Consider the following 26212-nt stretch of genomic DNA (forward strand, 5'->3'; position numbering starts at 1 on the left):
GAATCGCCATTGACGTGCCGGTTATAGTAGTGCGTCCTGTGGTCCTCGTCACGAGGGTGCGCACTTTTGATCGGAACAGGTTCTAACCCGACCTCCGCTGCGCGGAGAAACCAATCTTCCGCCGAAGACCTGCCGCTTTTGAATCACGGGCCGGTCACGAATGACCGGCCGTTCGGCGGCGACCGCCTGCCCGCCCTCGACGGCGTGCGCGCGATCGCCGCCTTCGTGGTGCTCCTGTACCACGTCGCCATGGAGTCCGGCGCGGGCCTCGCGGAGGGGTTCTTCGGCGGTGTCCTGGCCCGGGGCGACGTCGGCGTTCCGATCTTCTTCGTGCTCTCGGGCCTGCTCCTCTACCGGCCCTGGGCCGCCCGTGCCGTCCTGGGTGTCGAACCGCCGCGCGTCCGCGCCTACCTGTGGAAACGCGTGCTGCGCATCCTCCCGGCGTACTGGATCGTGGTCGTCGTGGCCCTCGCGCTGTGGTCGCGGGACCGCCTGGACGACGTGTGGACCTGGGTCCAGTTGCTCCTGCTCGGCCAGAACTACGTCCCCGACCCCTGGTGGGGCGGGCTCGGGCCGCGCGGGCTGGCGCAGATGTGGAGCCTGTCCGTCGAGATGGCCTTCTACCTGACGCTCCCGCTCATGGCCTGGGTCCTGGGCCGGTGCGCCGCGGGGGCGGTCTCCCCCTCGGGGCGGGCGAAGCGGCTGCTGGCCGGCCTCGGGGTCTTCGCCCTGCTCGGCTACGTGTGGACGTACTTCGCGTTCCATCCCGTCTACCGGCCCGAGATGAACGTCTGGCTCCCGCGCGCGTGGACGTACTTCGCGGCGGGCATGGCGCTGGCCGTACTGCTCGCGTGGGTGCGCTCGGAGCGGGACGGGCACGAGGACGGGGACCGGCACGGGGCCGGGGGCGGGGACGGGCCGGCGGGGCGGTTCGCGCGCGGCCTGGCGGCGTCGTGGGGCACGTGCTGGGTGATCGCGGCGATGGCGTACGCGATCGCGTCCACGCCGGTGACCGGCAAGCGCTTCTTCGGCGAGGAGACGCTGTGGACGGCCTGGTTCGAGCTGGTGCTCTACACCGTGGTCGCCCTCGCCCTGGTGGCCCCGGTGGCCGTGGCCGACGCGCGGGACTCGGCGCTGGGCAGGTTCTTCGGCGGGCCGGTGATGCGGTTCCTCGGCGAGGTGTCCTACGGGGTGTTCCTGTGGCAGTTCGTCGTCCTGTACGCGTGGTACGAGCTCACCGGGCAGCGGCCGTGGACCGGGAACTTCCCGCTCAACCTGCTCGCCGTGGCCGGGCTCACCCTGCTGCTGGCCACGCTCACGCACCGCCTGGTCGAGCGGCCCCTGCAGCGGCTGCGGGGTCTGGTCCGGTGACCGAGCCGCACCGCGCGACGACGGCCAGGTCCTGGCGGCTGCTCAGGGCGTTCGGCAAGGAGGGCAGCGACCCCGCCCACTTCTACGGCCTGCTCGCCCGCGACACCGCCGCCCAGCTCGCCTCCTACACCGAGCTGAAGGGCGCGGTGCTGCTCGACGTGGGCTGCGGGCCCGGGTACTTCTCCGAGGAGCTGCGCGCGGCCGGCGCCCTGTGCGTCGGGCTGGACGCCGACCTGGGCGAGATGCGCGCCCGGGGGGCGCCGCCCGAGGGCGTGGTGATCGGCGACGGGCTGCGGCTGCCGGTCCTGTCCGGCGCGGTGGACGTCTGCTTCTCCTCCAACGTGCTCGAACACGTCCCCGAGCCGTGGACGATGGCCGCCGAGATGATCCGCGTCACCCGCCCCGGCGGCGTCATCTACCTGTCCTTCACCAACTGGTTGTCGTGGGCCGGGGGCCACGAGACGCGCCCGTGGCACTACCTGGGCGGGCGGTTCGCGGCCCGCCGTTACGAGCGCCGGACCGGCAGGCCGCCGAAGAACCTGTACGGCCGGAGCCTGTTCCCGGTCTCGGTCGGCGCGGCGCTGCGCTGGGCCAGGGGCCGGGAGGACGTGGAGATCGTGGACGCCCTCCCCCGCTACCACCCGCGCTGGGCGGCCTCCGTCGTGTCCGTGCCGGGGCTGCGGGAGCTGCTGACCTGGAACCTGCTCCTGGTCCTGCGCAAGAGGTAGAGCCCGGCCAGGGCCGTGACCATCCCGGCGCCGCCCAGCCCGGCCGGGATGATCACGCTCATCCACCGGGACCAGGTCACGAACCGGGCGGCGCGGGCGGTCAGCGCCTCCACGTCGTTCTCGTCGGTGCGCAGGTCGGCCTGGAACAGCACCGCCCGCTCGGTCCCGTCGGCGGTGCGCAGCGTCTGCCGCTGCGCCTCCCGCACGGCCACCGGCAGCCCGCCGGACGGTTCCACCCAGTACGTCCGGTCCACCGAGTACCACCGTTGCAGCGCCACCCGGGCCCGCCCGGGCATGCCCACCGCCGCGCCGGGCAGCGGGTCGCGCAGCTCCTCGACGAGGGTGGGCTCGATCCGCTGGGTGTACCGGTGGACGCGCACGCCGCGGACGGTCTCCACGCCGTCGAACCGCATCGGCGCCGCCTGCCGCAGCTCCGGGTCGTAGAAGGGGTAGTCGCGCCGCGCCGCGCCGAAGGGCCAGCGGAAGGACAGGCCCGCCTGCCGCGCGTTCCGGTCGTTGTCGACGTACTCCCCGCAGCAGTTGACGGCCATGCCGGTGAAACGGTCCACGGCCACGCGACGCTCGCGGTAGCCGATGCGGGAGCGGTCCCCGGCCAGCGTCGAGGTGATCTCCGTCCACACGGCCCGGTCGGGCGCCGGCCCGGGGTTGCCGCGCAGCGCGGTCACCACCTCGATGTCGGCGCCGCGCACCTGCCGCAGCCCGGCCAGGTCGAAGTACGACGCCCCGGTGGCGCGCAGCCGTACGACCTCGTCGGGGTCGACCGGGTGGCCGAGGCCGCTGGGGTACACGTGGAGGCGCACGAGCAGGCCCAGCACGGCCAGGAAGGCTCCGCAGCCGAGCAGGATCATCGGCAGGCGGGGGTCGCCCGCCCGCGCCGCGGGGGCCTGGCCCGTCTCGCCGGTGTTCGCCGGTGTCGTCATGGTCGTCGTCATCGTTTCGGTACGGCCCTGCCGACGGTGACGTCCGAGACGCAGGGGAAGCCGAGCCTGCCGACCTTGACGACGCGCAGGTCCACCGCGTCGCCGCCGACGGACAGGTAGAGCTGGCCGAGCCCGTCGGGCACGTTCATCGGGAGCACGCGCCGCCCGGCCTCGGCGCGGGCCCGCGTCGCGCCCTTGGTGAGCGTGCCGACGCGGATCAGGCGGGCCTCCTCGCCCAGGGCGGCGGGGGGCAGTGTGACCTCGACCTTGCCGCCGTGCTCGGGGCGGCAGTCCGCGCCGCCGGGCGGGGTCAGCTTCTCGCCCTCGATGTCGGCCGCGACCAGCCGGCCCCGGTCGTCGAAGACCACGCCCGACGGCGCGGCCGGGGGCGCGTACAGCGCCTCGCGCTGGGCGGGGGTGGCCAGCGGGCCCACGATGCGGGAGACCAGGTTGTACTCCCCGTAGCCCGGGGTCAGCATGAAGTCCGGCGCCTTCCGGTCGAACACGGCCTGCCCGAGCGGTTTCGCCAGCGCCTGGCGGGCCCCGGCGATGAACGCCTCGCGGTCCGGCGCGCCCAGCCGCTCGGCGTAGTTGTTGATCGACACGAGCGAGGAGACCACGAACGCGCCCAGCAGCAGCGAGCCGGCGCCGTACGCGATCTCCCTGGCGGGCGGCGTGCGCCGGTACGGGTCCTCCTCGCCCAGGACCGGGAGCAGCACGAGCCCGAGCACCAGGGCGAACACCGGGAGGGCGTCGGCGACGTGCCGCGTGTCCTGCCCGAGGAAGGCCCCGCCGAGGTACACGCGCCCGTACAGCGGCGGCGGCACGTCCACGAACAGCAGGTACGCCAGCAGGATCGTCCAGGCGTACCAGGCGCGGCGGCGGTAGACGAGGGTGATGGCGACGAGCGCGGCCACGACGGCCGCCGACACCGCGACCATGAGCGGCGGCGGGCTGGCCACGCCCCAGTCGGGGCCGCCGAACCAGCCCCAGGGCCCGCCGAGCACGGTCGTCATGAACGTCCGGAAGATCAGGTTCCCGACGAACCCGGCCGCGTCGGCGAGCTTGGGAATGCCCCCGATCTCCTCCGACGTGGACTGCTGCGTGAAGTAGAGGACCAGGTAGCCGGCCAGCACCGTGCCGTGGGCCGCCCAGGCCCGGGGATGCGCGGCCAGCTCCCGGAACGGCCCGTGGCGGCGGCGCAGCGACAGCGCGAACAGCAGCACCGGGATCACCGCGGCCTTCAGGAAGAACACCATCCCGAACACGGTCCACAGCAGGGCGTGCGCCACGTGCCGGGCGTTCCCGGTCCGCAGGTAGGTGACGTGCGCGGCCACCGCCATCGGCAGCGCGATCTGCAGCGGCACGGTGTTGATCGCCCCGGCCCACCAGGTGAGCACGGGCAGCCCGACCGGCGCGGCCAGGAACACCAGCAGCGGCACGAGGATCAGCGGCCGCCGCCCGAACACGACGGCGAGCATCCGGTAGACCGCCAGCCCCGCCGCCGCGTGCAGCGCCAGCGTGACCGCCGTGACCAGCCCCCAGTCGTACGGCGCGGCGCGGGCGAGCACCCAGACCAGCGCGAAGGAGCCCGGCATGAACTGGCCCAGGTGGGAGCGCCCGAGGTAGTCCCAGGTCAGGCCGTTCTCCGCGGCGCGGGCGAGGAACTCGTAGTCGTCCTCCTTGAAGTACGCCCGGGAGACGATGAACGCCTTGGCGGCCGTCTGGAGCGCGATCAGCGCCACCGCGGCGATCGTGACGGCGCGGCCGGTGAGCCGGTTCACGTCTCCTCCCTGACGGTCGCGGCGGCCACGTGCCCCAGCGCGATCAGGCACAGCGCCTGCGGCGCGACCTCGGCGGCGGCCGATGCGCCGGTCAGCGCGAGCAGGACCCCGGCCGCGCCGGCCAGCGCGGCGGGCACCCAGGGCGAGGCGACCACCCGGGCCGGCCAGACGAGCGGGGTGGCGGCGTGCTGCGCCCGTGCGACCGCCCGCAGCCACACCACCAGCGCGAACACGGCGGTGGTGAGCGCGGCCCCGATCACGCCGCCGATCCAGAAGCCGAGGACCGGGGCGAGCGGCCAGACCCACCGCGCCCGCAGGTGGCCCGCGGGGGCGGCCGGGCGGTCGCGGCCCCGCCGTACGGGCAGGAGGGCGAGCAGCACGACGAGCAGGGCGAGGCCGCCGCCGGCGGCCAGCGCGACGCGGTACGGCCGGTCGGGCTCGTAGCGCAGCACCACGTCGGCGGTGACCTCGGGCAGTTCCCAGGCCTGGCGCCAGCCGTCCAGCCGCACCGGCTTGAGCCGGACGCCGCCGAGGTAGGCCTGCCAGCCCTCGTTGTAGTTCTCGTTGATCGTCAGGTACGACGGGACGTCCGTGTCCACCGCGACGCGGCGCTCGGAGACCGTCCACCGCCTGATCTCGGCGGGCTCGGCGGCGACCCGCTCCACCGGCGCGGCCCCGGTGGGCTTGACCACCGCGGCGGTGACCCGGAAGGGGTCGCCCGGGGCCGCGCTGACGCGGGTCTCGCCCCTGATCACGTCGATCGGGCGGCAGCTCCGGTACGTCACGGGACGGGCGTTGAGCAGGTCGTCGATGGTGCCGCCGACGATCTCGGTGGTGACGCGGCGGCCGTCCACGCGGAACGTCGGGCCGAACCCGCAGGGCATGGTGAGGGGGTGCCCGGCCAGGTCGGGCAGCGGCAGCACCCCGGGGATCTGGACGTCAATGACCTCGATGGGGCGGGAGATCGCGGAGGTGAACTCCATCTGGACCTTCCGTGTGCGCGCCGGCGCGAACTCCAGCCAGCCGTCCTCGCCGGGGTACCCCTCACGCACGCCCTCGTCGGTCCGCACCGTGATCTTGACCGGGGGCGCGCCGAGGGAGGAGTCGGGGAAGCGGAACCTGATCCTGGACACGGTCGTCCGCCTGCCGAGGTCGGCGGTGAGCGTGGGCCGGGGGTCGAGCAGACCGGCGTACCACGCGGTCTTGGGGTCGTCGTCGAACGCGGCCCGGCCGAGCACCGCCGGATGCTGGGTGACGATCGACGACGCGGTGACCTTGGGGTAGACGTTCTCCAGGTTGGTGAACGTCTCGGCCATCGCCCGGTCGGTCAGCACGGCCTGCCCGGTCAGCACCCGCGGCCCCGCCGACTCCGACACGAAGGTGCGGTTGAAGCCGTACCCGTCCTCGCCGAGCACGCCCAGTTCCGGCGAGCAGGACCAGATGTAGGACCCCTGCATGCACTCGGAGATCGTGTCCTCGCGTGAGAGCACGACGGTCGGGGCCCCCGCGCCGTCCTCGGGCACGCCGGGGACCGCGATCGTGCGCTCGGCCCGCACCCCCGGGATGGTCAGCTCGGTGATCCCGGCGCGGAAGCCCAGCGTCTCCCGGGAGTCGTCGGCGATCTTGGTGATCGTGATCCGCACGCGCCTCGTGGCGCCGGCGGGCAGCGGGAGGGTCTGCGGGTCGGCGGTCGCCGCGACCGGGACCACGCGCCTGCCCGCGTCGGTCTCCACCGCGACCTCCGACACCGGCGGCCCGATGCCGCTGCGCTCGAAGGCCACCCGCAGGTCGGGCGCGGAGACGGGCTCGCGCAGCCGTACCTCCAGCCACTCGCCCACCGGCCCGGTCCAGCCGCCCGTGCGCCAGCTCGTCCGGTCGTCGCCGTCCATCGCGGCGTACGGCTGCCGCCCGGGGTCGCGCGAGGCGGGGAGCGCGTCCACCTCGGACTCGGAGGAGGAGGCGCGCACCTCGACGCCGCCGAGGAACCGCGCGGTCGAGGTCGCCGAGCGCCAGGCCGGGTCCACCAGGTCGCGGGCGGGCCGGTCGGTGCGGTACGGCTGGTCCTCGGTCATCGTGGCCGACGAGGCGTTGCGCAGGTCGCTGAAGGACACCTCGCGGCGGCGCAGCGAGTCCGTGATCACCGTGTCCTTCGTCGGGATCCTCTCCGCGCCCGGCTCGTCCCCGACCAGGACCGGCCTGTCCCCCACGAGCACGCCCTGCTCGGCCAGCGTGACCAGGGCGTCCGGCGAGCCGGTCACGCGCAGCGCGCTGTCCATCGGCACCGTGCCCACGCGCGGCGCGACGTCGGCGACCTCGTAGATCTCCACGCTGTCGTACGGCTGGTCGCGCCAGCCCGCGGCGGTGGCGCTGCCCTGGTTCCCGACGACCGGCCCGAATCCGCGGACGCGGCGCAGGCCGGGCGACTCCGCCAGCGCCTCGTGGACGCGGGCGGGCCAGGCGATGCCGACCGTGGCGCGGTCCAGGTCGTTGCGGACGACGATGTAGCGCAGGCCCAGGCGGCGCAGCGTGTGGGTCAGCCCGGCGGAGCCCTGCCCTGTGGAGATGCGCTGGTCGATGACCTTCAGCAGGCGGGACAGCCCGGCCGACCCCCAGGGCACGATCGTGTTGGTGGCCCATCCGGCGCGCAGGAGCGGCTGGAGCGGCTCGTCCAGCGGTCGCCCCCACTGGTACTCCCCGTGCCGCGAGCCCGGCACCACGAGCACGACGCCGTCGCCGCTGTTCTTGTTCAGCCAGTCCGTCGCCTCGCGCCAGTAGCCGGGGACCGCCCAGAACGAGCCGTGCGGCGTCAGCCCCGCGCTCGCCACGGGGACCAGCGTCGCGGCGACCAGCCCGGCGGCGGCCCAGCCCAGCGGCCGCCGGACGCGCGGGCGCGGGGACAGGCGGCGCAGGCCGTGCGCGGCGACGGCGGCCAGGCCCAGCGCCAGGGGCAGCCGCACGAGCGCGTCGAACTTGTGCAGGTTGCGCAGCGCGGCCAGCTTCCCGTCGAGCAGCTCGCGGAGCTGGCCGGCGAAGGGGTTCTCGATGATCCCGGCGTGCCCGGTGGCGATGATCGCGACCCCGGCGAGCAGGGTCAGCGCGAGGAACGCCCGCTCGGGCAGGTCGCGCCGCGCGAGGCCGGCCAGGCCCAGGGCGGCGACCAGCGCGGTGGCCACGACCAGCCACGGGACGGTCCCCTGGGCGTACGCGGCGGGAACCCAGTCGCGTCCCTCCATCTTCAGGTACGACAGCCAGCTCGACGTGCCGCGCAGGATGTTCGTCAGCGAGGTGACGCGGGTGGTGACGTCCGCGGTCTCGATGTACGACAGGAACGAGAAGATGTAGCGGCCCATGAGCAGCAGCGGGGCAAGCCACCAGAACGAGACCGCGACGATCCCGCCCAGCCACCACGCCATGAGCCGCCGCTTCCGCGGCCCGCGCTTGCGGGTGAGCAGGTAGAGGAACGGCGCGCCGAGCACGGCGATCTCGGCCGTGGCGTTGATGCCCCCGGCGAACAGGAACGCCGCCGCGGAGACGAGCGCCATGCGGCGGGCGCTCGTGCCCTCCCGGGTCCCCTTGATCAGGGGGAGGAGGATCCAGGGCAGGACGGCGCTGGGGAGGAACTCGCTGGAGTTGATGCCGACGAGGGCCTGGGCGTGCGGGGCCAGGGCGTAGGCCAGGCCGCCGAGGACGCGGGTGAGCGGGGTGCCGATGCCCAGGGCGCGGGCGACCTGGACGACCCCGAGGAACGCCGCGCACAGCACCAGCGACATCCACAGCCGCTGGGTGTTCCACGCGGGCAGGCCGAGCCACTGGCCCACCAGGTAGAACGGTCCCATCGGGAACAGGTAGCCGTACGCCTGGTTGGGCAGGTGCCCGAAGAACGACTCGTTCCACAGGTGGAGCGAGCGCAGCATGAACCTGAGCGGATCGACGGCCATGTCCAGCTTGGTCTCGGACATGACGCGGTCGGGCGCGGTGTTGAACGCGACCGCCCCGAGGAAGAGGCAGCCCGCGATCAGCCGCAGCCGGTGCCGGATCCGCTCCGCGCCGCCGCCGCTCCCGGGCGGCGCCCCGCCGTCCGCCGGGTCCCCCGGCTCATGCCGTACGGCGTCCGCGGGGTCGCCGGGCCGTACGGCGTCCGCCCGGCGCGCCCGCCGCGCCTGGTCCTCCGCCGGGGGCGCGGCGTCCGCCGCGGGGTCGGCGGCGGGGTACGGAGGGTCGGGCGGGGGGTGGAGCCGGGCGTCGGACGTCACGGAGATGAGGGCCTTTTTGTGGACTTCGCGAGTTCTGCCGCGATGAGTGACGTCATGCTACTGCCGGTCTTGCCCCAGGTGAACTCCCGTGCCCACGCCGTGCAGGCCCGCCGTACCTCCTCGCGGCGCTCGGGGTCGGCCAGTTCCTTCAGGGCGCGGCTCACGACGCCGGGCAGGTCCTCGCCGTCGCGCACGAGCCACCCGGTCTCGCCGTCCTTGACCGAGTCGCGCAGGCCCGGCACGTCGTAGGCGACCGTGGGCACGCCCAGCGCGGCGGCCTCGATCACGGTCAGGCCCCACCCCTCGAACTCCGAGGCGGTCACGGCCAGCCTGGCGGAGGCCAGGACGGCGTTCTTCTCCGGGTCGTCCAGGAATCCGTGCAGGTGGACGCGGTCCCGCAGGCCCTTGGCCGCGACGCGCTCGCTCAGCGGCTCCAGTTCGGGGCCGCGGCCGACGACGTGGACGTGCATGCCGGGCCAGTCGGGCGCGAGCGTCTCGGCCAGGTCCACGACGCGCTCGACGCGCTTGTGGACGACGAGCCGGCCCAGGTAGACGACCGCGGGATCGCCCGCGGCCGTGCCCTCGCCGATCTCGGCGGCGATCGGGCTCCCGTTGGGGATCACGTGGATGGGCGCGCGCCAGCCCAGCTTCTCGCGCAGCTCGGTCCGGGAGGACTCCGAGACGGTGACGGTCGTGCAGTTCCGGTAGAGGCGGTGCGCGACCGGGCCCTCGATGAAGCAGCCGATCCGGGCCAGCCAGTGCGGCAGGAAGGCGTAGAACTGCCGGTCGTGCACGTGGTGGACCATCGAGATCACCGGCACGCGGCGCGGCACGACCGCCGGGGCGAAGAACGGGATGCCGTTCATGCAGTCGATCACGATGTCGAAGGAGCGGCGGTGACGCGCGAGCCAGAGCGGCGCGAGCGCGTACACCGAGAACTTGCCGCCCATCCGGTGCAGGGTGATCCCGTCGAGCACCTCCGTGCGGGGCTGGCCCGGCTCCCGGCCGGTCACGAAGTCCACCCGCGCGCCCCTGCTCACGAGGTACCGGCACACCTGCCAGGCGTACTCCTCGGCGCCGCCCGCCACCGACTGCCCGGGCTCCCGGAAGTTCAGTACGGCGACGCGGACGCCGCCGAGCCAGGGTTCCTCGAAAGGGGGGGCGGCGGCCTCTGGGCCGGGCAGGGCGAGGGGATACCCGCCCGCGTTCGCGGCCTGTGCGACCACTCGATCTCCTTCGTGCTCCCGCGCTGGACTCGGCGACTCTAAAACCATCGCCCCCATCTACCGCAAATCGGTGGATTGCGGGCGCGCTTCGCCCACGATCGATACGTGAACGACGCGCCCCGCCCCGCCGTACGCCTCATGACGCGCAGGGCCGGGAGCAGATCCGGTCAGCCGGCCCCGGGGTGCCGGACCGGCCGACGGCCGCGAAACCCCTCGTCAGCGGGTGCCGTAGTTGTACAGCGGCTTGTTCGGGGGGTTGGGGGTGGGGCTGGCCAGGTTGACGACGGCGACCGACGTGCCCCAGGCCAGAATCGCCCCGACGAACAGGGCCGCGAACACTCGCACCACGAGCCTCTCCCTCCTTCGCATCTCGCGCGTGCCCACCCGGGCATGCTCAAGGACGTGCCCGGCGGAGCGAACGCAGTGGGACGAGACTAGAACTTGATCCCGCCATTGACCAGATAGTTATCGAAACCGTGATGAACCAAACAGGTGTTACTAAAGAGATCAGGGAGGACATTCTCGGCAGGTCGAGGGGGCCTTCGACCCGGTACAACGCGAGTTCCCGGCCCACATGAATTGGGCGTCCGCCGGACAGCCGAGATGGAAACGTGTTACTGTTCGCGCCCTCCTGGCGAGTGATCAGGAGATACCGGATCCCCGCTTCCCGCAGGGCTGGAACCAGCGGGCCCGGGCCGTGGAGGGCGGCGGCCACGCGCCGCGCGAGCGGGTCCTCGCCGCCCACCTCGATCACCCGGCCGCTCGCGGCGTCGGTCACCCGCAGCGCGTCGTTCCACACCACCTGGCGGCGGAAGAACTTGACCGCGGGGTCCAGCACGACCCGGCCGCCGTTCCAGGGGAAGCCCCGGTACGCCGTCCACGGCAGGCTCACCAGCGCCCCGGGCGCGGGGTCCCCGTCCACGATCTCCCTGACCCGCGACCACTCCCCCGGATACCGCGCCGCGCCCAGGGTCCCGAACGCCCCCAGCGCGAACGTCGGTAGCACGATCACCGGCAGCGCCGCGAAGGCGAACCCGCGCGCGATCGCCGCCTCCCGCGCCTTCCGCCCGTCCGGGGCCTCCGGCGTTCGGGGCGTTCGGGGCGTTCGGGGCGTTCGCGGCGTTCGCGGCGTTCGGGGCGTTCGGGGCGGAGCCGCGAAGCGGGCCGCGAGCGCGCCGAAGCCGACGGCCTCCAGCAGGGCCAGCGGCGCGACGTAGACCTGGCCGTCCCGCAGCGGCCCGAACCCCGCCCAGGCCCCCACCAGCCACTCCACCGCCCCCGGGGCGTACGCCCCGAGCAGCGCGATCCCCAGCCCGGCCGCCGCCGCGAGCGCCAGCCCCGGCGCCCACGCCGCGGCCCCCGCCCCGGCCCATGTCCCGTCCCCGGCCGGGCCGGCGTCCCGGCCGGGTCCCCGTCGCGGCCCCTCCCGTACGGCGTCCGCCCGGTCCGGCCCGTCGTGTACGGCCTGCGGCCGCGCCCGCGCGAGCCGTACGGGGAGGGCCCGCGCGAGCCGTACGGGGAGGGCCCGCGCGAGCCGTACGGGACGTGACCGGCGGGTGAGGCGGGTGAACGCCCAGATCGCGGCCAGGGAGAGGAGGAGGCGGGCGGCGGCGAGGGGCCAGGCGGACTGGCCGGGGACGCCCGCCTCGGCGTTCCAGATCCCGCCGAGGGACAGGAGGCTGCCGAGCGCGCCGAAGGGCGTGTCGGCGCGGGGCGCGAACGCGCGCACCCCGCGCGGGTCGGTCCCGGCCGGGCTGAGGAGGGCGGGCACGAGCCACGGCAGGGCCATGACGAGGAGCGCGAGGAGCGCGAGCAGGAACCGGCGCAGGCCGCCGAAGGCGCTCACGCAGGCGACGGCGAGCCCGGTGACCAGCATCGCCGCGAACCCGCCCACGGCGGCGGGGACCAGCGCCACCACCAGGCGCCGGAAACCGTCACGGGACGCGGCGCGGACGGCCCAGGGCAGCCCGGCGTACCCCAGCAGCAGCGCCCACTGCCCGAGGAGCAGGCGTTGCGCCAGGTAGGAGGTCCACGCGTAGAAGGCGGCGGCGGCCAGGCGGGCGGCCAGGCCCCCGGGCACGAGCGCGGCGGCCCCGGCCGCGGCCAGCGCGAAGATCGCGAGCAGCAGGCCCTTCTGGACCGGTTCGGCCGGCACGACCTGGGACAGCAGGGTGACCACTGCGTCGCTGGGGACGGCGCGGGGCAGCGTCCCGTCCAGCCCGAACATCCGCGCCGAGAACTCCGGGCCGGGCACGAACACCATGTCGTACCGCAGGGCGAACCCCGGTCCCAGGGCCGGGCCGAGCGCGAGCACGCCGAGGACCAGCCCGAGCGCCGCGGGCGCGAGCCGTACGAGCCAGGTCCTCGTCACAGGGACACAATGGCGGATGCCGCGGACGGATGACCAACCGCCCGCGGCATCCGCGCCCGGGGGGGCTACTTCCCGGGCTCGGGGTCGCGCGGGAGGCCGAGCATGCGCTCGGCGATGATGTTGAGCTGGACCTCGGTCGTGCCGCCGTAGATCGTCATGGCGCGGGTGGCCAGGACGGCGCGGTTCCAGTAGCCGGGGTCGCCCAGGGACATGTCGGCGGCGACGGTCGCGGACGCGCCCAGGAAGGACACCGCGGCCTCGGCCACGTGCTGGGCGTGCGAGGTGCTCAGCAGCTTGCGGACGCTGGCGTCCGCGCCGGGCTCGCCGCCGGAGAGCTGCTTGAGCGTGACGCGCAGGCCCAGCGCGGCGATGGAGTGGCCCTCGCAGACGACGCGGGCGAGGTGGTCCTTCTCGACCGGGGTCAGCTCGCGGCCGAGGCGCCCGGCCAGGCCGAGCAGGTCGGGCACGGAGGACCCGGTGCCGCCGGTGCCGGAGGACAGGGACACGCGCTCGTTGCCCAGGGTGTTGCGGGCGACGCGCCAGCCCTCGTTCACCTCGCCGACCACCAGGTCGTCCGGCACGAAGACCTCGTCGAAGAAGACCTCGTTGAACAGGTTCTCGCCGGTCATCTCGGTGAGCGGGCGCACCTCGACCCCGGGGGCCTTCATGTCCACGAGGAAGTAGGTGATGCCGTCGTGCTTGGGCTTGGACGTGTCGGTGCGGGCGATGCAGATGCCCCACTCGGCGACGTGCGCGACGGAGGTCCAGATCTTCTGGCCGGTGAGCTTCCAGCCGCCCTCGACCTTCTCGGCCTTCATCTGGAGGCTCGCCAGGTCGGATCCGGCCCCGGGCTCGCTGAAGAGCTGGCACCACATGAGGTCGCCGCGCAGCGTGGCGGGCAGGAACCGCTCCTGCTGCTCACGCGTGCCGTACGACGCGATCGAGGGCACCACCCAGGCGCCGATGATCAGCATCGGGAGCTTGACCTTGGCCGCCTTGAGCTCCTGAATGATCAGCACCTGCTCCAGTGGGGAGGCGTCGCGGCCCCACGGGCGCGGCAGGTGCGGCATCACGAAGCCGCCGTCGGCGAGCGCGGCCTTCTGCTCCTCGCGGGGCAGCGCCGCGATGTGCGCCACCTCGGCGCGGATCTGGTCCCGCAGTTCCTCGGCGCCCTCGGGCAGGTCGATCTCCAGCTCGCGGGTCACGCCCTTGAGCGCGAGCGCCGCGACGGTCCCGGCCCACTCGCCGGAGGAGCCGAGCAGGGCGCGCAGCGTGAGGGCGCGACGGTAGTACAGGTGGGCGTCGTGCTCGAAGGTGTAGCCGATGCCGCCGAAGATCTGGATGGCGTCCTGGGCGCACTGGACCGCCGCGTCCGGGGCCACCACGCCGGCGACGGCGGTCGAGAAGGCCGCCTCGTCCTCCCCCGCGCGCCCGTCGTCGTAGGCGCGGGCGGCGTCCCACACGGTCGCGCACGCCTGCTCGTAGGCCACGAGCATGCGCGCGGCCTTGTGCTTCACGCCCTGGAACTGGCCGATCGGGCGACCGAACTGCACACGCACCTTCGCGTAGTCGGCGGCGGCGGTCACGCACCACCCGGCGACGCCCGCCGCGTCGGCCCCGCCCAGGATCGCGGCCAGGTTGAGGACGTCGGGGCCCTCCAGTCCGTCCAGCACCCGGTCCGCGGGCACGGCGAGGCCGTCCACCTCCACCCTGGCCACGCGCCGGGTCAGGTCGAGGCTCTTGAGCTCGGTGACCGTCGCCCCCGCGGCGTCGATCGCGACCCACTCCTCGCCGCGGTCGGTGCTCACCGGCAGCACGATCACGTCCGCGAGGGCCGCGCCGAGCACGGGCTCGGCCGCACCGGAGATCACCAGGCCGTCGTCGGTGCGCCGGCCCGTGACGCCCGTGGCCAGCGACACGGCGCCGATCGCGGTCCCGTCGGCGAGGCCGGGCAGCAGCGCGGCCTTGGCCTTGTCCGCCTTCGAGGCGCCGATCGCCGCGCTCGCCAGCACCGTCGGCAGGTACGGCCCGGGGGCCACGACCCCGGCGAGCTGCTCGACCGCGACCGCGGCCTCCAGCAGCCCGAAGCCCTGCCCGCCGTACTCCTCGGGCACGTGCAGCCCCAGCAGGCCCTGGTCGGCGAGGCCGCCCCAGAACTCCGGCCGGCCCTCGGCCTCGGCGCCGACCGCCGCCCTCACGACGGTGGCGGGGATGGCCCGCTCCGCCCACCCGCGCACGGACTCCCGCAGCGCCTCGTGCTCCTCGCTCAACCCGATCGCCATCTGGCCCTCCCTACCGGTCCCTACAGAACAGAATTCTAGAACCACCTTCCGGTCCGCCGCCAGGGTTCCTGGAGTCTTCCGGTGTCCTCCGGCGACCTCTCTCAGGCGCGGGACGTCACCGGGCCGGGCGGATGGAGGCGATCACGGTGTTGATGTCGCGCCAGTGCTTGCGGCGCGACTCGGGCAGGGTGATGAAGACCAGGGCGGGCTTCTTGCGGGTCTTGAGAACGGCGACCGCGGCGAGGGAGCGGCGCTTGCCGTACGTGACCTCGTACACGAGCGCCCAGCCGGACTTGATCCGCTGCGAGGCGACCCAGCGCACGCGGCTGCCCTTCGGGTGGTGGCGCAGGGTCCAGCGCGCGGCGGCGGCCGCGGTGGCGCGCCTGGCGGCCGCGGTCCGCAGCCCCTTCACCGGCTTCACCGGCAGCGGGGCCGACACGAGCATCGCCCGGGGAAGCCGCCGGTTCCGCACCGGGGACTGCGCGGCCGAGAACGGCGAGGACTTGACCTTGCGCCAGGAGCCCTCCAGCCGGGCGTACCCGACCCCGGCCCGCTTGTCGGTGATCCGTCCCCGCGTGCCGCTGGCCTTGCCCGGCAGCTTGCCCAGCCGCTTGGCGGCGGGGACCGGCGGGAACGCCGCGCCCTTCGGCGGCCCGGCGGCGGGCCGCCGGGGCGCGGGACTCGGCGTCGGGGACGGGGGCGCGCTCGGGTTCGGATTCGGGTTCAGGCCCGCGCCCGCGCTCGCGCTCGCGTTCGGCGGGGCGGCTGGCGCGGAGGCGGCGGGCGGCGCGGCGGGCGCGGGCCGGGCCAGCGGTGGGTTCGGGTCGTCCTCGCCGGAGGTCAGCACCACGATCCCGGCCACCGCCGCGACCACCACCGCCACGGCCCCGGCCAGGATCCGATACCAGATCCGCATCGGCAGATCCCCGAGCTGCGTCCAGATCGAGGGCTTGGGCCGCGAAGCCCGATACCGAACCGCCGCCGCCCCCGCCGCCCGCCCGGGCACCGCCCCGGAGCCCGAACCGGTGGATGAAGCGGAAGGCGACGCGGAAGACGACGCGGAAGACGACGCGGAAGACGACGCGGAAGACGACGCGGAAGACGACGCGGAAGACGACGCGGAAGGCGAAGGCCGCGCCGTGCTCGCGGCGGGGGGTTCGGCGGCGGAGGGCTCGGGACGCCCACCGGCCGAGGTGGCGCGGGTCCCGTTCAGTCCCGGACCGTTCCCGCCGGAGCCGCCGGCCTCCGTCTCCGGCCCCGGGGAGACCCCCAGCTCATATGAAGTCCCGGCGGCGGCGGTCACGCCGTTGACCCCGGCCGCCTCGTCGCCTCCGAGACCGTCGCCGGGACCACGCCCGTTCTCGCCCCGGTCCGCCTCCTCGCCCGAGGAGCCCGGCGCCCGCCCCGAGGACGGCTCCGCCCCCTCCTCCCGGGACGCCGCCACCAGACGCCGGATCACCGCCATGTCCCACTCATCGGTGGCGACCCCCGAGATGTCCCCCGGAACGCCCGACGCGTCCCCGCCCGCCTCCGCATCGGCGCTCTCCACACCCGACGCGGCGGCCGCCTTCCCCTGCGGCTTGCCCACCCGCTCCGGCGTACCCGCGTCCACCGACGACACATCGACCGGCGACGGGCCCGCCGGGGGCTCGCCGCGCTCCGGCGCGCCCTCCGCTTCGGCCGAGCCCCGCTCCGCCGTACGGCCACCGGGGCCCCGCTCGGCGCTCCCGCCGTCGGCGAACCCACCCGCCTCCGCATCGGCGCTCTCCACACCCGACGCGGCGGCCGCCTTCCCCTGCGGCTTGCCCACCCGCTCCGGCGTACCCGCGTCCACCGACGACACATCGACCGGCGACGGATCCGCCGGGGGCTCGCCGCGCTCCGGCGCGCCCTCCGCTTCGGGGGAGGCCTCGCGGGGCGCCGTGGGGGTGCGCGGGCTGGGGGCGGCGTCCTCGCCGGTGGCCGGGTCCTCTTCGGCGGGGTCGGTCTCCGCCTTCGCCTTCGCGTCGCCCCTGGGGGCCGCGGGAGGCCGGGGTCCCCTCGCGGAGGCGGCGCGGGGGTCGGCGGGCTGCGCCGGGGGCCATACCTGGAGGTCGGCGAGGGTCTCGTCGACTATTCGAGGGAGGGGGGCCGTGTCGTCGTCGGCCGCGGGGCGGTGGGGGGTGCCGTTGTTCGCCTCGTTCCAGGGGGTGCCCGACATGTCGGGAGGTTACGACAAGATCGGGGCAGGGGACGGGCAGAGGCGGTCACGCTTCGGATACGCCTGGGTCTGGCCTTACTAGAACGCGGTTCTGTATGGTGCGGGCCATGACGCTGCGCGATGTTTCGCCGGAGTTAGCGGGGTTGCGGGGGTTTTTCGAGATCGCCGAGACCTGTCCGGATCGGCTCGCGGTGGTGGACATGTTGCCGGACGGGCGGAGCACCCGGTACGGCGAGTTGCGCGGGCTGGTCGACCGGATCTCCAACGGGCTGGTCCGGCTGGGCGTCGAGCCCGGGGACCCGGTGGTCGTGGTGCTGCCGAACGGGCTCGACTTCGTGGCGTTCCAGCTCGCCACGCTCCAGATCGGGGCCTACCTGGTGCCGGTGAACTGGCACTTCACGGCCGAGGAGATCGCCTACATCCTCGGGGACTGCGGGGCGCGCGTCGTCGTGACGGCCGCGCCGTACGGCAGGGCGGTGCACCGCGCGGCGGAACGGGCGGGGACGGAGCACCGGTTCGCGACGGCGGCGGGCGTGCTCGGGTTCCGCGACCTGGACGAACTGCTCGGGGACGACACCCCGCCGGCGGACCGGCGGATGGGCTCGATGATGCTCTACACCTCCGGCACGACCGGGCGGCCCAAGGGCGTGCGGCGGCGGATCATCGACATCACGCCGGAGGAACTGCACACGATCCTGATGCGCAAGACCTACCGGCATTTCGGACTCGTCCCCGGGGACGAGGTGCATCTGGTGGCCTCGCAGCTCTACCACTCGGCGCCGTACGCGCACGCGCTCATGTCGCTGAACCTCGGGCACGCGGTGATCGCCCCCGAGCGGTTCGAGCCGGTGGCGGCCCTGGAGCTGATCGAGCGGTTCGGGGTGACGAACACGTTCATGGTGCCGACGATGTTCCACCGGCTGCTGGCGCTGCCCGCCGAAGAGCGGGAGCGGCACGCGTTGTCCACACTCACGAGGGTTTTCCACAGCGCGGCCCCGTGCCCGCCCGCGATCAAGGAATCCATGATGCGCTGGCTGGGTGAGATCCTCTACGAGTACTACGGATCGACCGAGGCGGCGGTCGCGACCTTCGTGGGGCCGCGCGAGTGGCGGGAGCGGCCCGGCACCGTGGGGCGCGCCGTCGAGGGCATGGAGATCCGGATCCTGTCCGAGGACGGCCAGGAGCTTCCCCCCGGTGAGAGCGGCCTCGTCTACGTCCGGGGCGTCGCCCGGTTCGAATACCACCGCGACCCCGGCAAGACGCGCTCCGCCATGCGCGACCGGCTCTACACCCCGGGCGACATCGGCTACCTCGACGAGGACGGCTACCTGTTCCTGCGCGACCGCCGCACCGACCTGATCATCTCCGGCGGGGTGAACATCTACCCCGCCGAGATCGAGGCGGCGCTGATGGAGCATCCGTCCGTGGCCGACGTGGCCGTCATCGGCGTGCCCGACCCCGAGTGGGGGCATCGGGTGGTCGCGCTCGTGCAGCCCTCGCCCGGCGCGCGGCCCGGCGACGCGCTCACCCGCGCGCTGCTGGAGCACTGCGAGACCCGGCTGGCCAGGCTCAAGCACCCGCGCCAGTTCGAATACCGCGCCACGCTGCCGCGCACGGCCACGGGCAAGCTCTCCCGCTCCCGGCTGAGGGCCGAATTCACCGGCGGCGGCCCCTCCCGGCATCCTTGATCGCATGACCTTGACCCGCGTGGAAACCGTCACGACCGCCGACGGCGGCTTCGACCTGCCCCTCTGGCTTCCCCCGGCCGGAAGCGGCCCCGCCGTGCTCGTCATCCAGGAGATCTACGGCGTCGGCGAGTACATCCGCAAGGTGTGCGAGGACCTCGCCGCCCTCGGCTACGTCGCCGCCGCGCCCGACCTGTTCTGGCGTCTCCAGCCCAACTGGCGGTCCTCGCACGACGAGGAGGGGACCAAGCGCTCCATCGAGATGGGCGCCCGCTTCGACTTCGCCCAGGGCGTCGCCGACTCGATCACGGCGCTGCGCCACCTGACCGCGCTGCCCGAGGTCACCGGCAAGACCGGCGTGCTCGGCTTCTGCCTGGGCGGCACGGTCGCGTACGGCGTGGCCGCCGAGGCCGAGCCCGACGCGCTGGTGTCCCTGTACGGCTCCGGCGTGCCCGACATGCTCGACGCCCTGCCCCGCATCACCTGCCCCGCGCAGTTCCACTTCGGCGGCAGCGACCCCTACATCACCCGTGACCGGGTCGCCCGCGTCGAGGAGGCCGTCGCCGCCCACCCCGGCGCCGAGATCCTCGTCGAGGAGGAGGCCGGCCACGCCTTCCACAACTTCGTGTCCCCGATCTTCCACAACCCCGAGGCCGGAGCCCGCGCCTGGCGGTCCATCACCGCCTTCCTGGCCAGGCACCTCACCCCCTGACGACGCCGCCCGCGTCGTACGGCCCGGCCGCGCCCGGCCGTGTCCCGCACGCGCCCAGCCTGAACCCCCGCCTGAACCACGGCTGAACCTCCGTCTCGAACCCGGCTGAACCCCCGTCTCGATCCCGGCTGAAACCCCGGACCTCGGTTCCGCCCGAGCGGTCCGCTCGGCCGAGCAGCGGGGGACGGGCCGGAAACCCCTGCCGGAGGCGGGACGCGGCCGCCCGGCGTGAGCCCGACTTGGGGGATTTGCCCTGGTGGGAGTCCCGGGCGGTGAAGGGGGCGGGTCCTGGGAGCGATACCCTACGGCCATGTCTCCCGCCCCCTGTGCCCGGTCGCGGTCATGACCGGCCCGTTGGCGACCGGCGTCATCGTCGCGTCCCTCGTGATCGCGGCGTTCTGCCTGGTCACGACCGTGATGAAGAAGTCGATGAACATGTTTCACCTGGTCGCGCTGGCCGCGCTGGAGATCGCGCTGCTGGTGCTGGCCGGGATCGGCATCGCCCAGGCGGCGGGCGGTAACGGCCCCGCCGAGCTCGCGACCTTCATCGGATACCTCGTCGGAGTCCTGCTCATCCCGCCCGCGGCGGCCTTCTGGGGACTCATCGAGCGCAGCCGCTGGGGCCCGGCGGTCATCATGGTCGCCTGCCTGGCCGTCCCCGTCATGATCGCCCGCCTCCAGCAGATCTGGCAGGGCACCGGTGTCTGACCCGAAGACGACCTCGTCCGGCCCCGGCCGCGTCCTGGTGGCGATCTACGCCATCTTCGCCCTGGCCGCGGGCGCGCGCGCCGCCGTGCAGATCTCCACCCGCTTCCACGAGGCCCCCCTGGCCTACTCCCTGTCCGCCCTGGCGGCCGCCGTCTACGTGCTCGCGACCGTGGCCCTGGCCCGGGGCGGCCGCACGTCCCGCCGGGTGGCCCTGGCCTCCTGCTCGCTGGAGCTGGCGGGCGTCCTGGTCATCGGCACCCTCAGCCTCCTCGACCCCGCCGCGTTCCCCGACGAGACCGTCTGGTCCACCTACGGCAAGGGCTACCTGTTCATCCCGCTGGTCCTCCCGGTGGCCGGCCTCCTCTGGCTCCGCCGGACCCGCCCCCGCCCCTGACCCCCCGCCCCTGACCCGCTCCCCCGGCGCGCCGGCCGCTCACGCCGTACGGCGGGCTGCTCTCCAGCGCCTGCCGTAAGCCGGGCGCTGGGGCGGGCCGGCGGCCCCGCGGCCGGTGGGGTCAGTGGAGGAGGCCCTCGCGGTGGGCGATGGCGGCGGCGCTGGTGCGGCTGGTGACGCCCAGCTTGGCGAGGATGTTGGACACGTGGACGCTGGCCGTCTTGGGCGAGATGAAGAGGGCGGCGGCCACCTCGCGGTTGTTGCGGCCCTCGGCGACCAGGCGGAGGACCTCGCGTTCGCGGCTGGTCAGCGTGGGAAGCACCTGGTGGGGGGAGCCGGGGCCGTCCTCGCCCAGGCGGGCGCGGCGGCCGAAGGCGCGCAGGGCCTCGCGGAGGGGGGCCGCGCCCAGGCGGTCGGCGGCGTTCACCGCCAGGGTCCACTGCTCGCGGGCCTCGTCGCGCCGGTCGCCGGCGGCCAGTGACTCCGCGAGCCGCCAGCGGGACCTGGCCACCTCGTAGACGTACCCGAAGTCGAACGCGTCGGTGACCTCCCGCCACACCTCCGGGGTGTCCTCGCCGCGCACGCGCAGCCACTCGGCCTCGGCGCGCTTGAGCCAGGCGACGCTCTCGATGCCCAGGTGGTACTGGAACGGCCCCACCACGTTGGTACGGCGGGCCCGCTCGATCAGCTCGTCGGCCTCGCGCACCGCCTCGCGCGCCGCGTCCGGGTCGCCCGGGCGGCGGGCGATCTCGGCCAGCGCCCCCAGGCCGATCGCGCTGATGCGCAGCACCCGGTCGTCGAACTCGTCGAGCCGGGCGATCAGGGCGCGGACGTGTTCGAGCGCCCGCTCGGGGCGGCCCTGCCACAGCTCCAGCTCGGCGTTGAGGCCGCGGCCGAGGTAGGCCAGGAAGTAGCTCTCGTGCCACATGCGCGCGAGCCACGGCAGCCGTTCGGCGGCGCGCGGATTGCCCCGCGCGACCTCCACGAACAGCGCGAACGACGACAGCACGGCCTCCGGGACGCTGCCCACGCGGATCGCGAACCCGTCGGCCAGCGCCTCGGCGCGGTCCCACTCGCCCGCCACGTAGTGCACGAGCATCTGGAGGAACCGCAGGTCGTTGCCGTAGTTGCTCCACGCCAGGCCGGTGTCGAGCGCCAGCCGCACGCCGTCGTCGGCGGTGGTCCTGGCCAGTCCCAGGTGCCCGCGCTCGAAGTGCACCCGCGCCAGGTGGAACGTCGCGCGCAGCTCGACCGGCAGGTCCCCGGCCTCGCGGGCGCGGGCGGCGGCCTGTTCCAGCAGTTCCTCGCAGCGCTCCGGCTCGTCGCCGGAGACCTCGTGGTAGAGCGCGAGCGTGGCCAGCGCCCCGGCCTCGGCCCCACCCGCCCCGGTCGCGTGCGCCGCCTCCAGCGCCTTCCGCGCCCAGTCCGGCGCCTCGTGGTGCTTCTCGGACCAGATCAGCGCGCGGGCGTACGTCGCGTAGGCGTCGGCGTGCACCCGCGTCGGCGGTCCCGGCGGCAGCGCCTCGACCGCGGCCCAGCCCGCGGCCAGCGCGAACTCCTGGTCGTCGGTGTCGGACACGTAGTACGCCAGCCGCTCGTTCACCTCGGCCCGCACCAGCGGGTCGGCGTCCGGCCCGAGCGCGTCGCGGACCCGCCTGAGCTGGGCGGCCGCCCGCCGGCTGCCCCCGCTGTCGGCCGCCGCGCCCGCGCTCCACAGCGCCAGCCGTACGGCGTCCGTCCCGGCCTGGGCCTCGGGGTCGGGCACGCTCTCCCACAGTTCGATGGCCTGTTCCAGGTGGCGGTGGACCTCGGCGGGGGCGCCCGCGCGCTCGGCCTCGCGGGCGGCCTCGACGGAGGCGGCCAGCGCGGCGGCGTTCTGGTGGCTGGCCAGGTAGTGGTACGCCAGCTCGGCGGCGGACCCGCGCGCCCCGGCGAGGATCCGGGCGAACGCGGCGTGCAGCCGGGTCCGCTCGCCGGGCAGCAGGTCGGAGTACACCGCCTCGCGCAGCAGCGCGTGCCGGAACCGGTATCCGTCGCCCGTGGGCGTGAGGAGCTGGTGGGACACGATCTCGCGCAGGACCTCGTCGTACTGCCCGTCCGGCAGTCCGGTGACCTGCCGCACCAGGGCGTCGTCGATCGTGCGGCCGGCCACCGCGGCGACCCTGAGCACCTGCTGCGCGTCCTCCGACAGCCGCTCGACCCGGTTGAAGAGCAGCGCGGACAGGCCCGTCGTCATGCCCGCCGCGCCGCCGCCGACCGCGACGAGCTCCTCGGCGTAGAAGGGGTTCCCCTCGGCCCGCTCGATGACGTCCTCGTTGTCGCCGCCGCAGCCGAGCGAGCTGAGGTAGGCGGCCATCTCGTCGTGGTTCAGCGGGGGCACGCCGAACTGGGTCACGATCGGCAGCCGGACCAGCTCGGCCAGCACCGGCCGCAGGGGGTGGCGGCGGTGCAGGTCGTCGGCACGGTAGGTGCCCACGAGGCAGACGCGCTCGCGCTGGAGCACCCGGCTGAGGAAGGTCAGCAGGTCGCGCGTCGAGCGGTCGGCCCAGTGCAGGTCCTCCAGCACCAGCAGGACCGGCCGCTCGTCGGCGAGGTCGGTGAGCAGCCCGAGCACGGCCCCGAAGAGCTGCTGCTGCGCCAGCCCGCCGCCGCCCGCCATGCCCCCGTCGTCGGGGGTGGCGCCGGGCAGCAGCCGGTTCAGCACGGGCCGGTCGAGGACGGCCCGCCGGAAGGACGGGGCGATCTGCGGGTCGCGCATGGCGTCCCGGAACACGTCCACGAAGGGGAGGTAGGGGAAGGAGTCCCCCAGCTCGGCGCAGTGCCCGACCAGCACCAGGAACCCGCGCTCGCGCGCGCGCCTGGCCAGCTCGGTGACCAGCCGGGTCTTGCCTATCCCCGCGTCGCCGCCGACCAGCGCGATCCCCGCTTCGGGGGACTCTTCTACGGCGGCTCGATCGAGCACCCCGAGCAGCAGCCCGAGTTCGACGTCCCGCCCGATCAAGACATTGCCATCCGTGGACACGTGCCAGTATCACATGCCCCCGAAACCCCCCGGACCCTCCCATCACGCCCATTTCTCTTTTCCCAGGTACGGCGGGCGCGCCGGCGCCGATACCTCCTACCCGTAGGGGTCTTCCGCGGGTTATCCCCAGAACGCCGTTCGCCTCCGGGCGGCGCGGGGCCGGAGCCGTAGCTTGACGACCGGGACCGAAAGGAGGACGGGCATGATCAGGCACGACGGGCCGTCAGCCCCGGGTGAGCGCGACGCGCAGCCGCCAGGCGCCGACGGCGAACAACACCACCGCGAAGGCCGTGAGCGCCCCGAGCTGCGGGACGATCCCGGCGATGTCCGCGCCGTGCCGCGTCAGCGCGGCGAAGCCCTCGTTCGCCCAGCCGTGCGGCGTGAGGCGGGCCACGACACGCAGCCCCTCGGGAAACAGCTCCAGCGGCAGCATGGACCCCCCGAGCGCGGCCAGCCCCAGGCCGAGCAGCAGCCCCAGCGACACCGCCTGCTGCTCGGTGCGGAACACCGCGCCCATCAGCATCGCGGCCCCTCCGCCCACGAGCGAGAAGCACACCAGCAGCGCGGCCGCGCCGAGGGGGTCGCCCCAGCCCACGCCGAACAGCAACGCGGACCCGAGCATGATCACCAGACCCTGCGCGAGCGCGACGCCCACCCGCCCGAGCCCCTCCCCGAGCAGGATCGCGGACGCGGACGCCGGCGTGGCGTACATCCGCCGCGAGAGCCCCAGCCGCCGCGTCTCGATCAGCGCGGCCGCGCCGGTCAGCGAGGTCAGGAACATGAACAGCAGCAGTTGCGAGCCGGCGGCCACGTTGAAGCTGGTCACCGTCTCGGGAAAGAGCCTGGTCCCGGCGGTCGCGCTCTCAATGCGGATGCCGGGCAGGGCCCGCGCGGCGTTCCTGGCGGCGGCGAGGCCGCGGTCGAAGTCGCCCCCGCCCCGCGAGACGGCGAAGCGGGCCGCGCGCAGCACATACGTCTCCTGGGTGATCGCCGCCCGCACCGCGGCCCCGATCTGCCGGGCGGCGGGGTCGTCGCGGGAGATGTAGCGCACCACGACCTCGCGGCCCTCGCGCACGGCGGCGTCATATCCGGCGGGGATGACCAGCCCGGCGGTGATCTCCCCGCGCTCGACGGCCTCCCGCAGCGCGCGCTCGCCCGCGGCGCGCTCGATCACGACACCCTGGGTGCGGAGCGTCTCGGCGGCGAGCCGCCGCGCCAGCGGGCCGTCCTGACCTCCCGTGAGGCCGAGCTTGGGCTCGAACCCGCCGAACGACACCCCGAAGATCAGGATCATCGCGATCGGCAGGATGATCACGAAGAAGATGTTGATCCGCTCGCGGAACAGGCGGCGGAGGCCGAGTCCCGCGATCGCCAGCGCTCTCATGGCCGCAGCATCCTCCCCACCCTCGCCATCGCGATGGCCCCGGTCACCAGCGCGAACGCCAGCAGGGCCAGCACCGGCACGGCCACGCGGCCCGGTCCGCCGCCATCGGCCAGCTCCGACAGCCCGCGCAGGAACCACCGGTGCGGCGTGGCCAGGCTCACGACGGACAACGCCGCGCCGAGTTGGGCGACCGGCAGGAACACCCCGCCGAGGAGCCCCAGCAGCACCGCGACCACGCTCTGCTGCCCGCCGGCCTGCTCGGCGTTGCGGGCGAACGTCGCCACCACCCCCATCACGCCGGTGGCGGCGAGCACGCCCGCGAGCACCAGCGCGGCCACGCCCAGCGGGTCTCCCCAGGTCACACCCAGGATCAGGCCCGAGGCCACGAGCAGCACGGCCATGCTCGCCGTCCCGACGACGACGCTGCTGAGCAGCTTTCCGGCCAGGATCGCGGATCGGGGGATGGGCGCGGCGACCAGGCGGGCGAGCGTCCCGTCGCGGCGTTCGTCCAGGATGCTGGTCACCCCGAACTGCACGGTGAAGAACAGGAAGAAGACCGCCATCCCGGCCGCCATGTTCGCGCCGATGTCGAGCTGCCTGCGCGCGGCCTCCGCCTCGGCGAACCTCACGGGCGCCGGGGCCTGGGCGGCCTCGCCCGCGACGCGCTCCGGCGGCCCGCCCGCGGTGGCCACGGCGATCTGGACATACCTCAGCTCGGCCGCGAACGCCTCCACCACCGACCGCGCGACCTGCACCCCGACCGGCCGGTCCACGTGCCCGACGATCCGGATCACGGCCGGCCGCCCCGCCTGGACCGCCTGGGAGAACCCTGGCGGGATCGAGATCGACGCCGCGACCGCGCCCTCCTCGGTGAGCGCGCGGCCCTCCTCCGGCGTGCGCACGCGCCGCACGTCCACGACGCCCTCGCGCTCCAGCGCGCCCAGCACCCGGCCGGTGAACTGCGTCGCCACCGGGCCGTTGTCCTGGTCGGCGACCGCGAACGCCGCGATCTCCTCGTTCTCCAGGCCGCCGAAGACCAGGTTGAGCACGAGCGTCAGTCCCAGGGGCACGAGGATCGCCATGATCAGCAGGGACTTGTCGCGCAGCCGTTGCCGCAGGTCGTTGCCCGCGATCAGGAGTACGGCCCGCAT

Annotated in this window: 17 protein-coding genes; 6 read left to right on the forward strand and 11 right to left on the reverse strand. The window is 74.5% G+C overall.

Annotated elements, in window-relative coordinates:
- The first annotated feature begins 138 nt into the window (after nt 1–138).
- Nucleotides 139–1371 (forward strand): acyltransferase family protein, encoded by a 1233-nt coding sequence (locus tag D5H75_RS22780; protein WP_119928546.1) that lies wholly within the window; start codon nt 139–141, stop codon nt 1369–1371.
- A complete protein-coding gene (locus tag D5H75_RS22785; protein ID WP_119928547.1) occupies nt 1368–2099 on the forward strand; it encodes a class I SAM-dependent methyltransferase in 732 nt (243 codons plus the stop codon). The genes D5H75_RS22780 and D5H75_RS22785 overlap by 4 nt, the downstream gene beginning before the upstream one ends.
- Here D5H75_RS22785 and pgfA read toward each other — a convergent pair.
- The 8 genes from pgfA to D5H75_RS41835 form a co-directional block, all read right to left on the reverse strand.
- Nucleotides 2006–3040 (reverse strand): cell envelope lipid trafficking protein PgfA, encoded by a 1035-nt coding sequence (gene pgfA, locus D5H75_RS22790; protein WP_202638402.1) that lies wholly within the window; start codon nt 3038–3040, stop codon nt 2006–2008. The genes D5H75_RS22785 and pgfA overlap by 94 nt on opposite strands.
- An 8-nt stretch (nt 3041–3048) precedes the next feature.
- Nucleotides 3049–4824 carry a hypothetical protein gene (locus D5H75_RS22795; protein WP_119928549.1) on the reverse strand — a complete coding sequence of 592 codons (1776 nt, stop codon included), beginning with the start codon at nt 4822–4824 and terminating at the stop codon, nt 3049–3051.
- Complete coding sequence (locus tag D5H75_RS22800) at nt 4821–9077, reverse strand: alpha-(1->3)-arabinofuranosyltransferase (RefSeq protein ID WP_119928550.1); 4257 nt, start codon at nt 9075–9077, stop codon at nt 4821–4823. The genes D5H75_RS22795 and D5H75_RS22800 overlap by 4 nt, the downstream gene beginning before the upstream one ends.
- Nucleotides 9074–10303, reverse strand: a complete 1230-nt coding sequence (locus D5H75_RS22805; protein ID WP_422674048.1) for a glycosyltransferase family 4 protein — start codon at nt 10301–10303, stop codon at nt 9074–9076. The genes D5H75_RS22800 and D5H75_RS22805 overlap by 4 nt, the downstream gene beginning before the upstream one ends.
- A 216-nt stretch (nt 10304–10519) precedes the next feature.
- The gene (locus D5H75_RS44230; RefSeq protein WP_277949965.1) at nt 10520–10651 is read right to left on the reverse strand and encodes a hypothetical protein; all 132 of its coding nucleotides are present in this window, start codon (nt 10649–10651) and stop codon (nt 10520–10522) included.
- 46 nt (nt 10652–10697) lie between these two features.
- On the reverse strand, nt 10698–12674 hold the full coding sequence (locus D5H75_RS22810; RefSeq protein ID WP_119928552.1) for an MmpA family trehalose lipid delivery protein: 1977 nt from the start codon (nt 12672–12674) through the stop codon (nt 10698–10700).
- 65 nt (nt 12675–12739) lie between these two features.
- Nucleotides 12740–14956: an acyl-CoA dehydrogenase family protein gene (locus D5H75_RS22815; RefSeq protein ID WP_119928553.1), complete on the reverse strand. Its 2217-nt coding sequence runs from the start codon at nt 14954–14956 to the stop codon at nt 12740–12742.
- A 115-nt stretch (nt 14957–15071) separates the two neighbouring features.
- Complete coding sequence (locus D5H75_RS41835; RefSeq protein ID WP_202638404.1) at nt 15072–17156, reverse strand: hypothetical protein; 2085 nt, start codon at nt 17154–17156, stop codon at nt 15072–15074.
- A gap of 107 nt (nt 17157–17263) precedes the next feature.
- On the opposite strand from D5H75_RS41835, the gene D5H75_RS22825 reads away from it, so the two are divergent.
- From D5H75_RS22825 to D5H75_RS22840, 4 genes are all read left to right on the forward strand, one after another.
- Nucleotides 17264–18844, forward strand: coding sequence for an AMP-binding protein (locus D5H75_RS22825; protein ID WP_242454461.1), 1581 nt, complete (start codon nt 17264–17266; stop codon nt 18842–18844).
- Between the two features lie 4 nt (nt 18845–18848).
- Nucleotides 18849–19553 (forward strand): dienelactone hydrolase family protein, encoded by a 705-nt coding sequence (locus D5H75_RS22830; protein ID WP_119928555.1) that lies wholly within the window; start codon nt 18849–18851, stop codon nt 19551–19553.
- A 342-nt stretch (nt 19554–19895) separates the two neighbouring features.
- Entirely contained in the window at nt 19896–20261 is a 366-nt protein-coding gene (locus tag D5H75_RS22835) for a hypothetical protein (protein ID WP_119928556.1), read from the forward strand.
- Nucleotides 20254–20655 carry a hypothetical protein gene (locus D5H75_RS22840; RefSeq protein ID WP_119928557.1) on the forward strand — a complete coding sequence of 134 codons (402 nt, stop codon included), beginning with the start codon at nt 20254–20256 and terminating at the stop codon, nt 20653–20655. Before D5H75_RS22835 ends, D5H75_RS22840 begins: the two co-directional genes overlap by 8 nt.
- A 121-nt stretch (nt 20656–20776) precedes the next feature.
- On the opposite strand, the gene D5H75_RS44235 is transcribed toward D5H75_RS22840, so the two are convergent.
- The 3 genes from D5H75_RS44235 to D5H75_RS22855 form a co-directional block, all read right to left on the reverse strand.
- Nucleotides 20777–23656 (reverse strand): helix-turn-helix transcriptional regulator, encoded by a 2880-nt coding sequence (locus D5H75_RS44235; RefSeq protein WP_277949966.1) that lies wholly within the window; start codon nt 23654–23656, stop codon nt 20777–20779.
- A 244-nt stretch (nt 23657–23900) separates the two neighbouring features.
- Nucleotides 23901–25061, reverse strand: a complete 1161-nt coding sequence (locus tag D5H75_RS22850) for an ABC transporter permease (RefSeq protein ID WP_119928559.1) — start codon at nt 25059–25061, stop codon at nt 23901–23903.
- Nucleotides 25058–26212 carry an ABC transporter permease gene (locus tag D5H75_RS22855; RefSeq protein ID WP_119928560.1) on the reverse strand — a complete coding sequence of 385 codons (1155 nt, stop codon included), beginning with the start codon at nt 26210–26212 and terminating at the stop codon, nt 25058–25060. The genes D5H75_RS22850 and D5H75_RS22855 overlap by 4 nt, the downstream gene beginning before the upstream one ends.

It is taken from the genome of Bailinhaonella thermotolerans (assembly GCF_003594875.1).
Classification (GTDB): domain Bacteria; phylum Actinomycetota; class Actinomycetes; order Streptosporangiales; family Streptosporangiaceae; genus Bailinhaonella; species Bailinhaonella thermotolerans.

What these genes read in the sequence shown, in the direction of transcription:
- D5H75_RS22815 (WP_119928553.1), bottom strand. Translation starts at nt 14,956, where the DNA reads ATGGCGATCGGGTTGAGCGAGGAGCACGAGGCGCTGCGGGAGTCCGTG.
- D5H75_RS41835 (WP_202638404.1), bottom strand. Translation starts at nt 17,156, where the DNA reads ATGTCGGGCACCCCCTGGAACGAGGCGAACAACGGCACCCCCCACCGC.
- D5H75_RS22850 (WP_119928559.1), bottom strand. Translation starts at nt 25,061, where the DNA reads ATGAGAGCGCTGGCGATCGCGGGACTCGGCCTCCGCCGCCTGTTCCGC.
- D5H75_RS22835 (WP_119928556.1), top strand. Translation starts at nt 19,896, where the DNA reads ATGACCGGCCCGTTGGCGACCGGCGTCATCGTCGCGTCCCTCGTGATC.
- D5H75_RS22855 (WP_119928560.1), bottom strand. Translation starts at nt 26,212, where the DNA reads ATGCGGGCCGTACTCCTGATCGCGGGCAACGACCTGCGGCAACGGCTG.
- D5H75_RS22830 (WP_119928555.1), top strand. Translation starts at nt 18,849, where the DNA reads ATGACCTTGACCCGCGTGGAAACCGTCACGACCGCCGACGGCGGCTTC.
- pgfA (WP_202638402.1), bottom strand. Translation starts at nt 3,040, where the DNA reads ATGACGACACCGGCGAACACCGGCGAGACGGGCCAGGCCCCCGCGGCG.
- D5H75_RS22825 (WP_242454461.1), top strand. Translation starts at nt 17,264, where the DNA reads ATGACGCTGCGCGATGTTTCGCCGGAGTTAGCGGGGTTGCGGGGGTTT.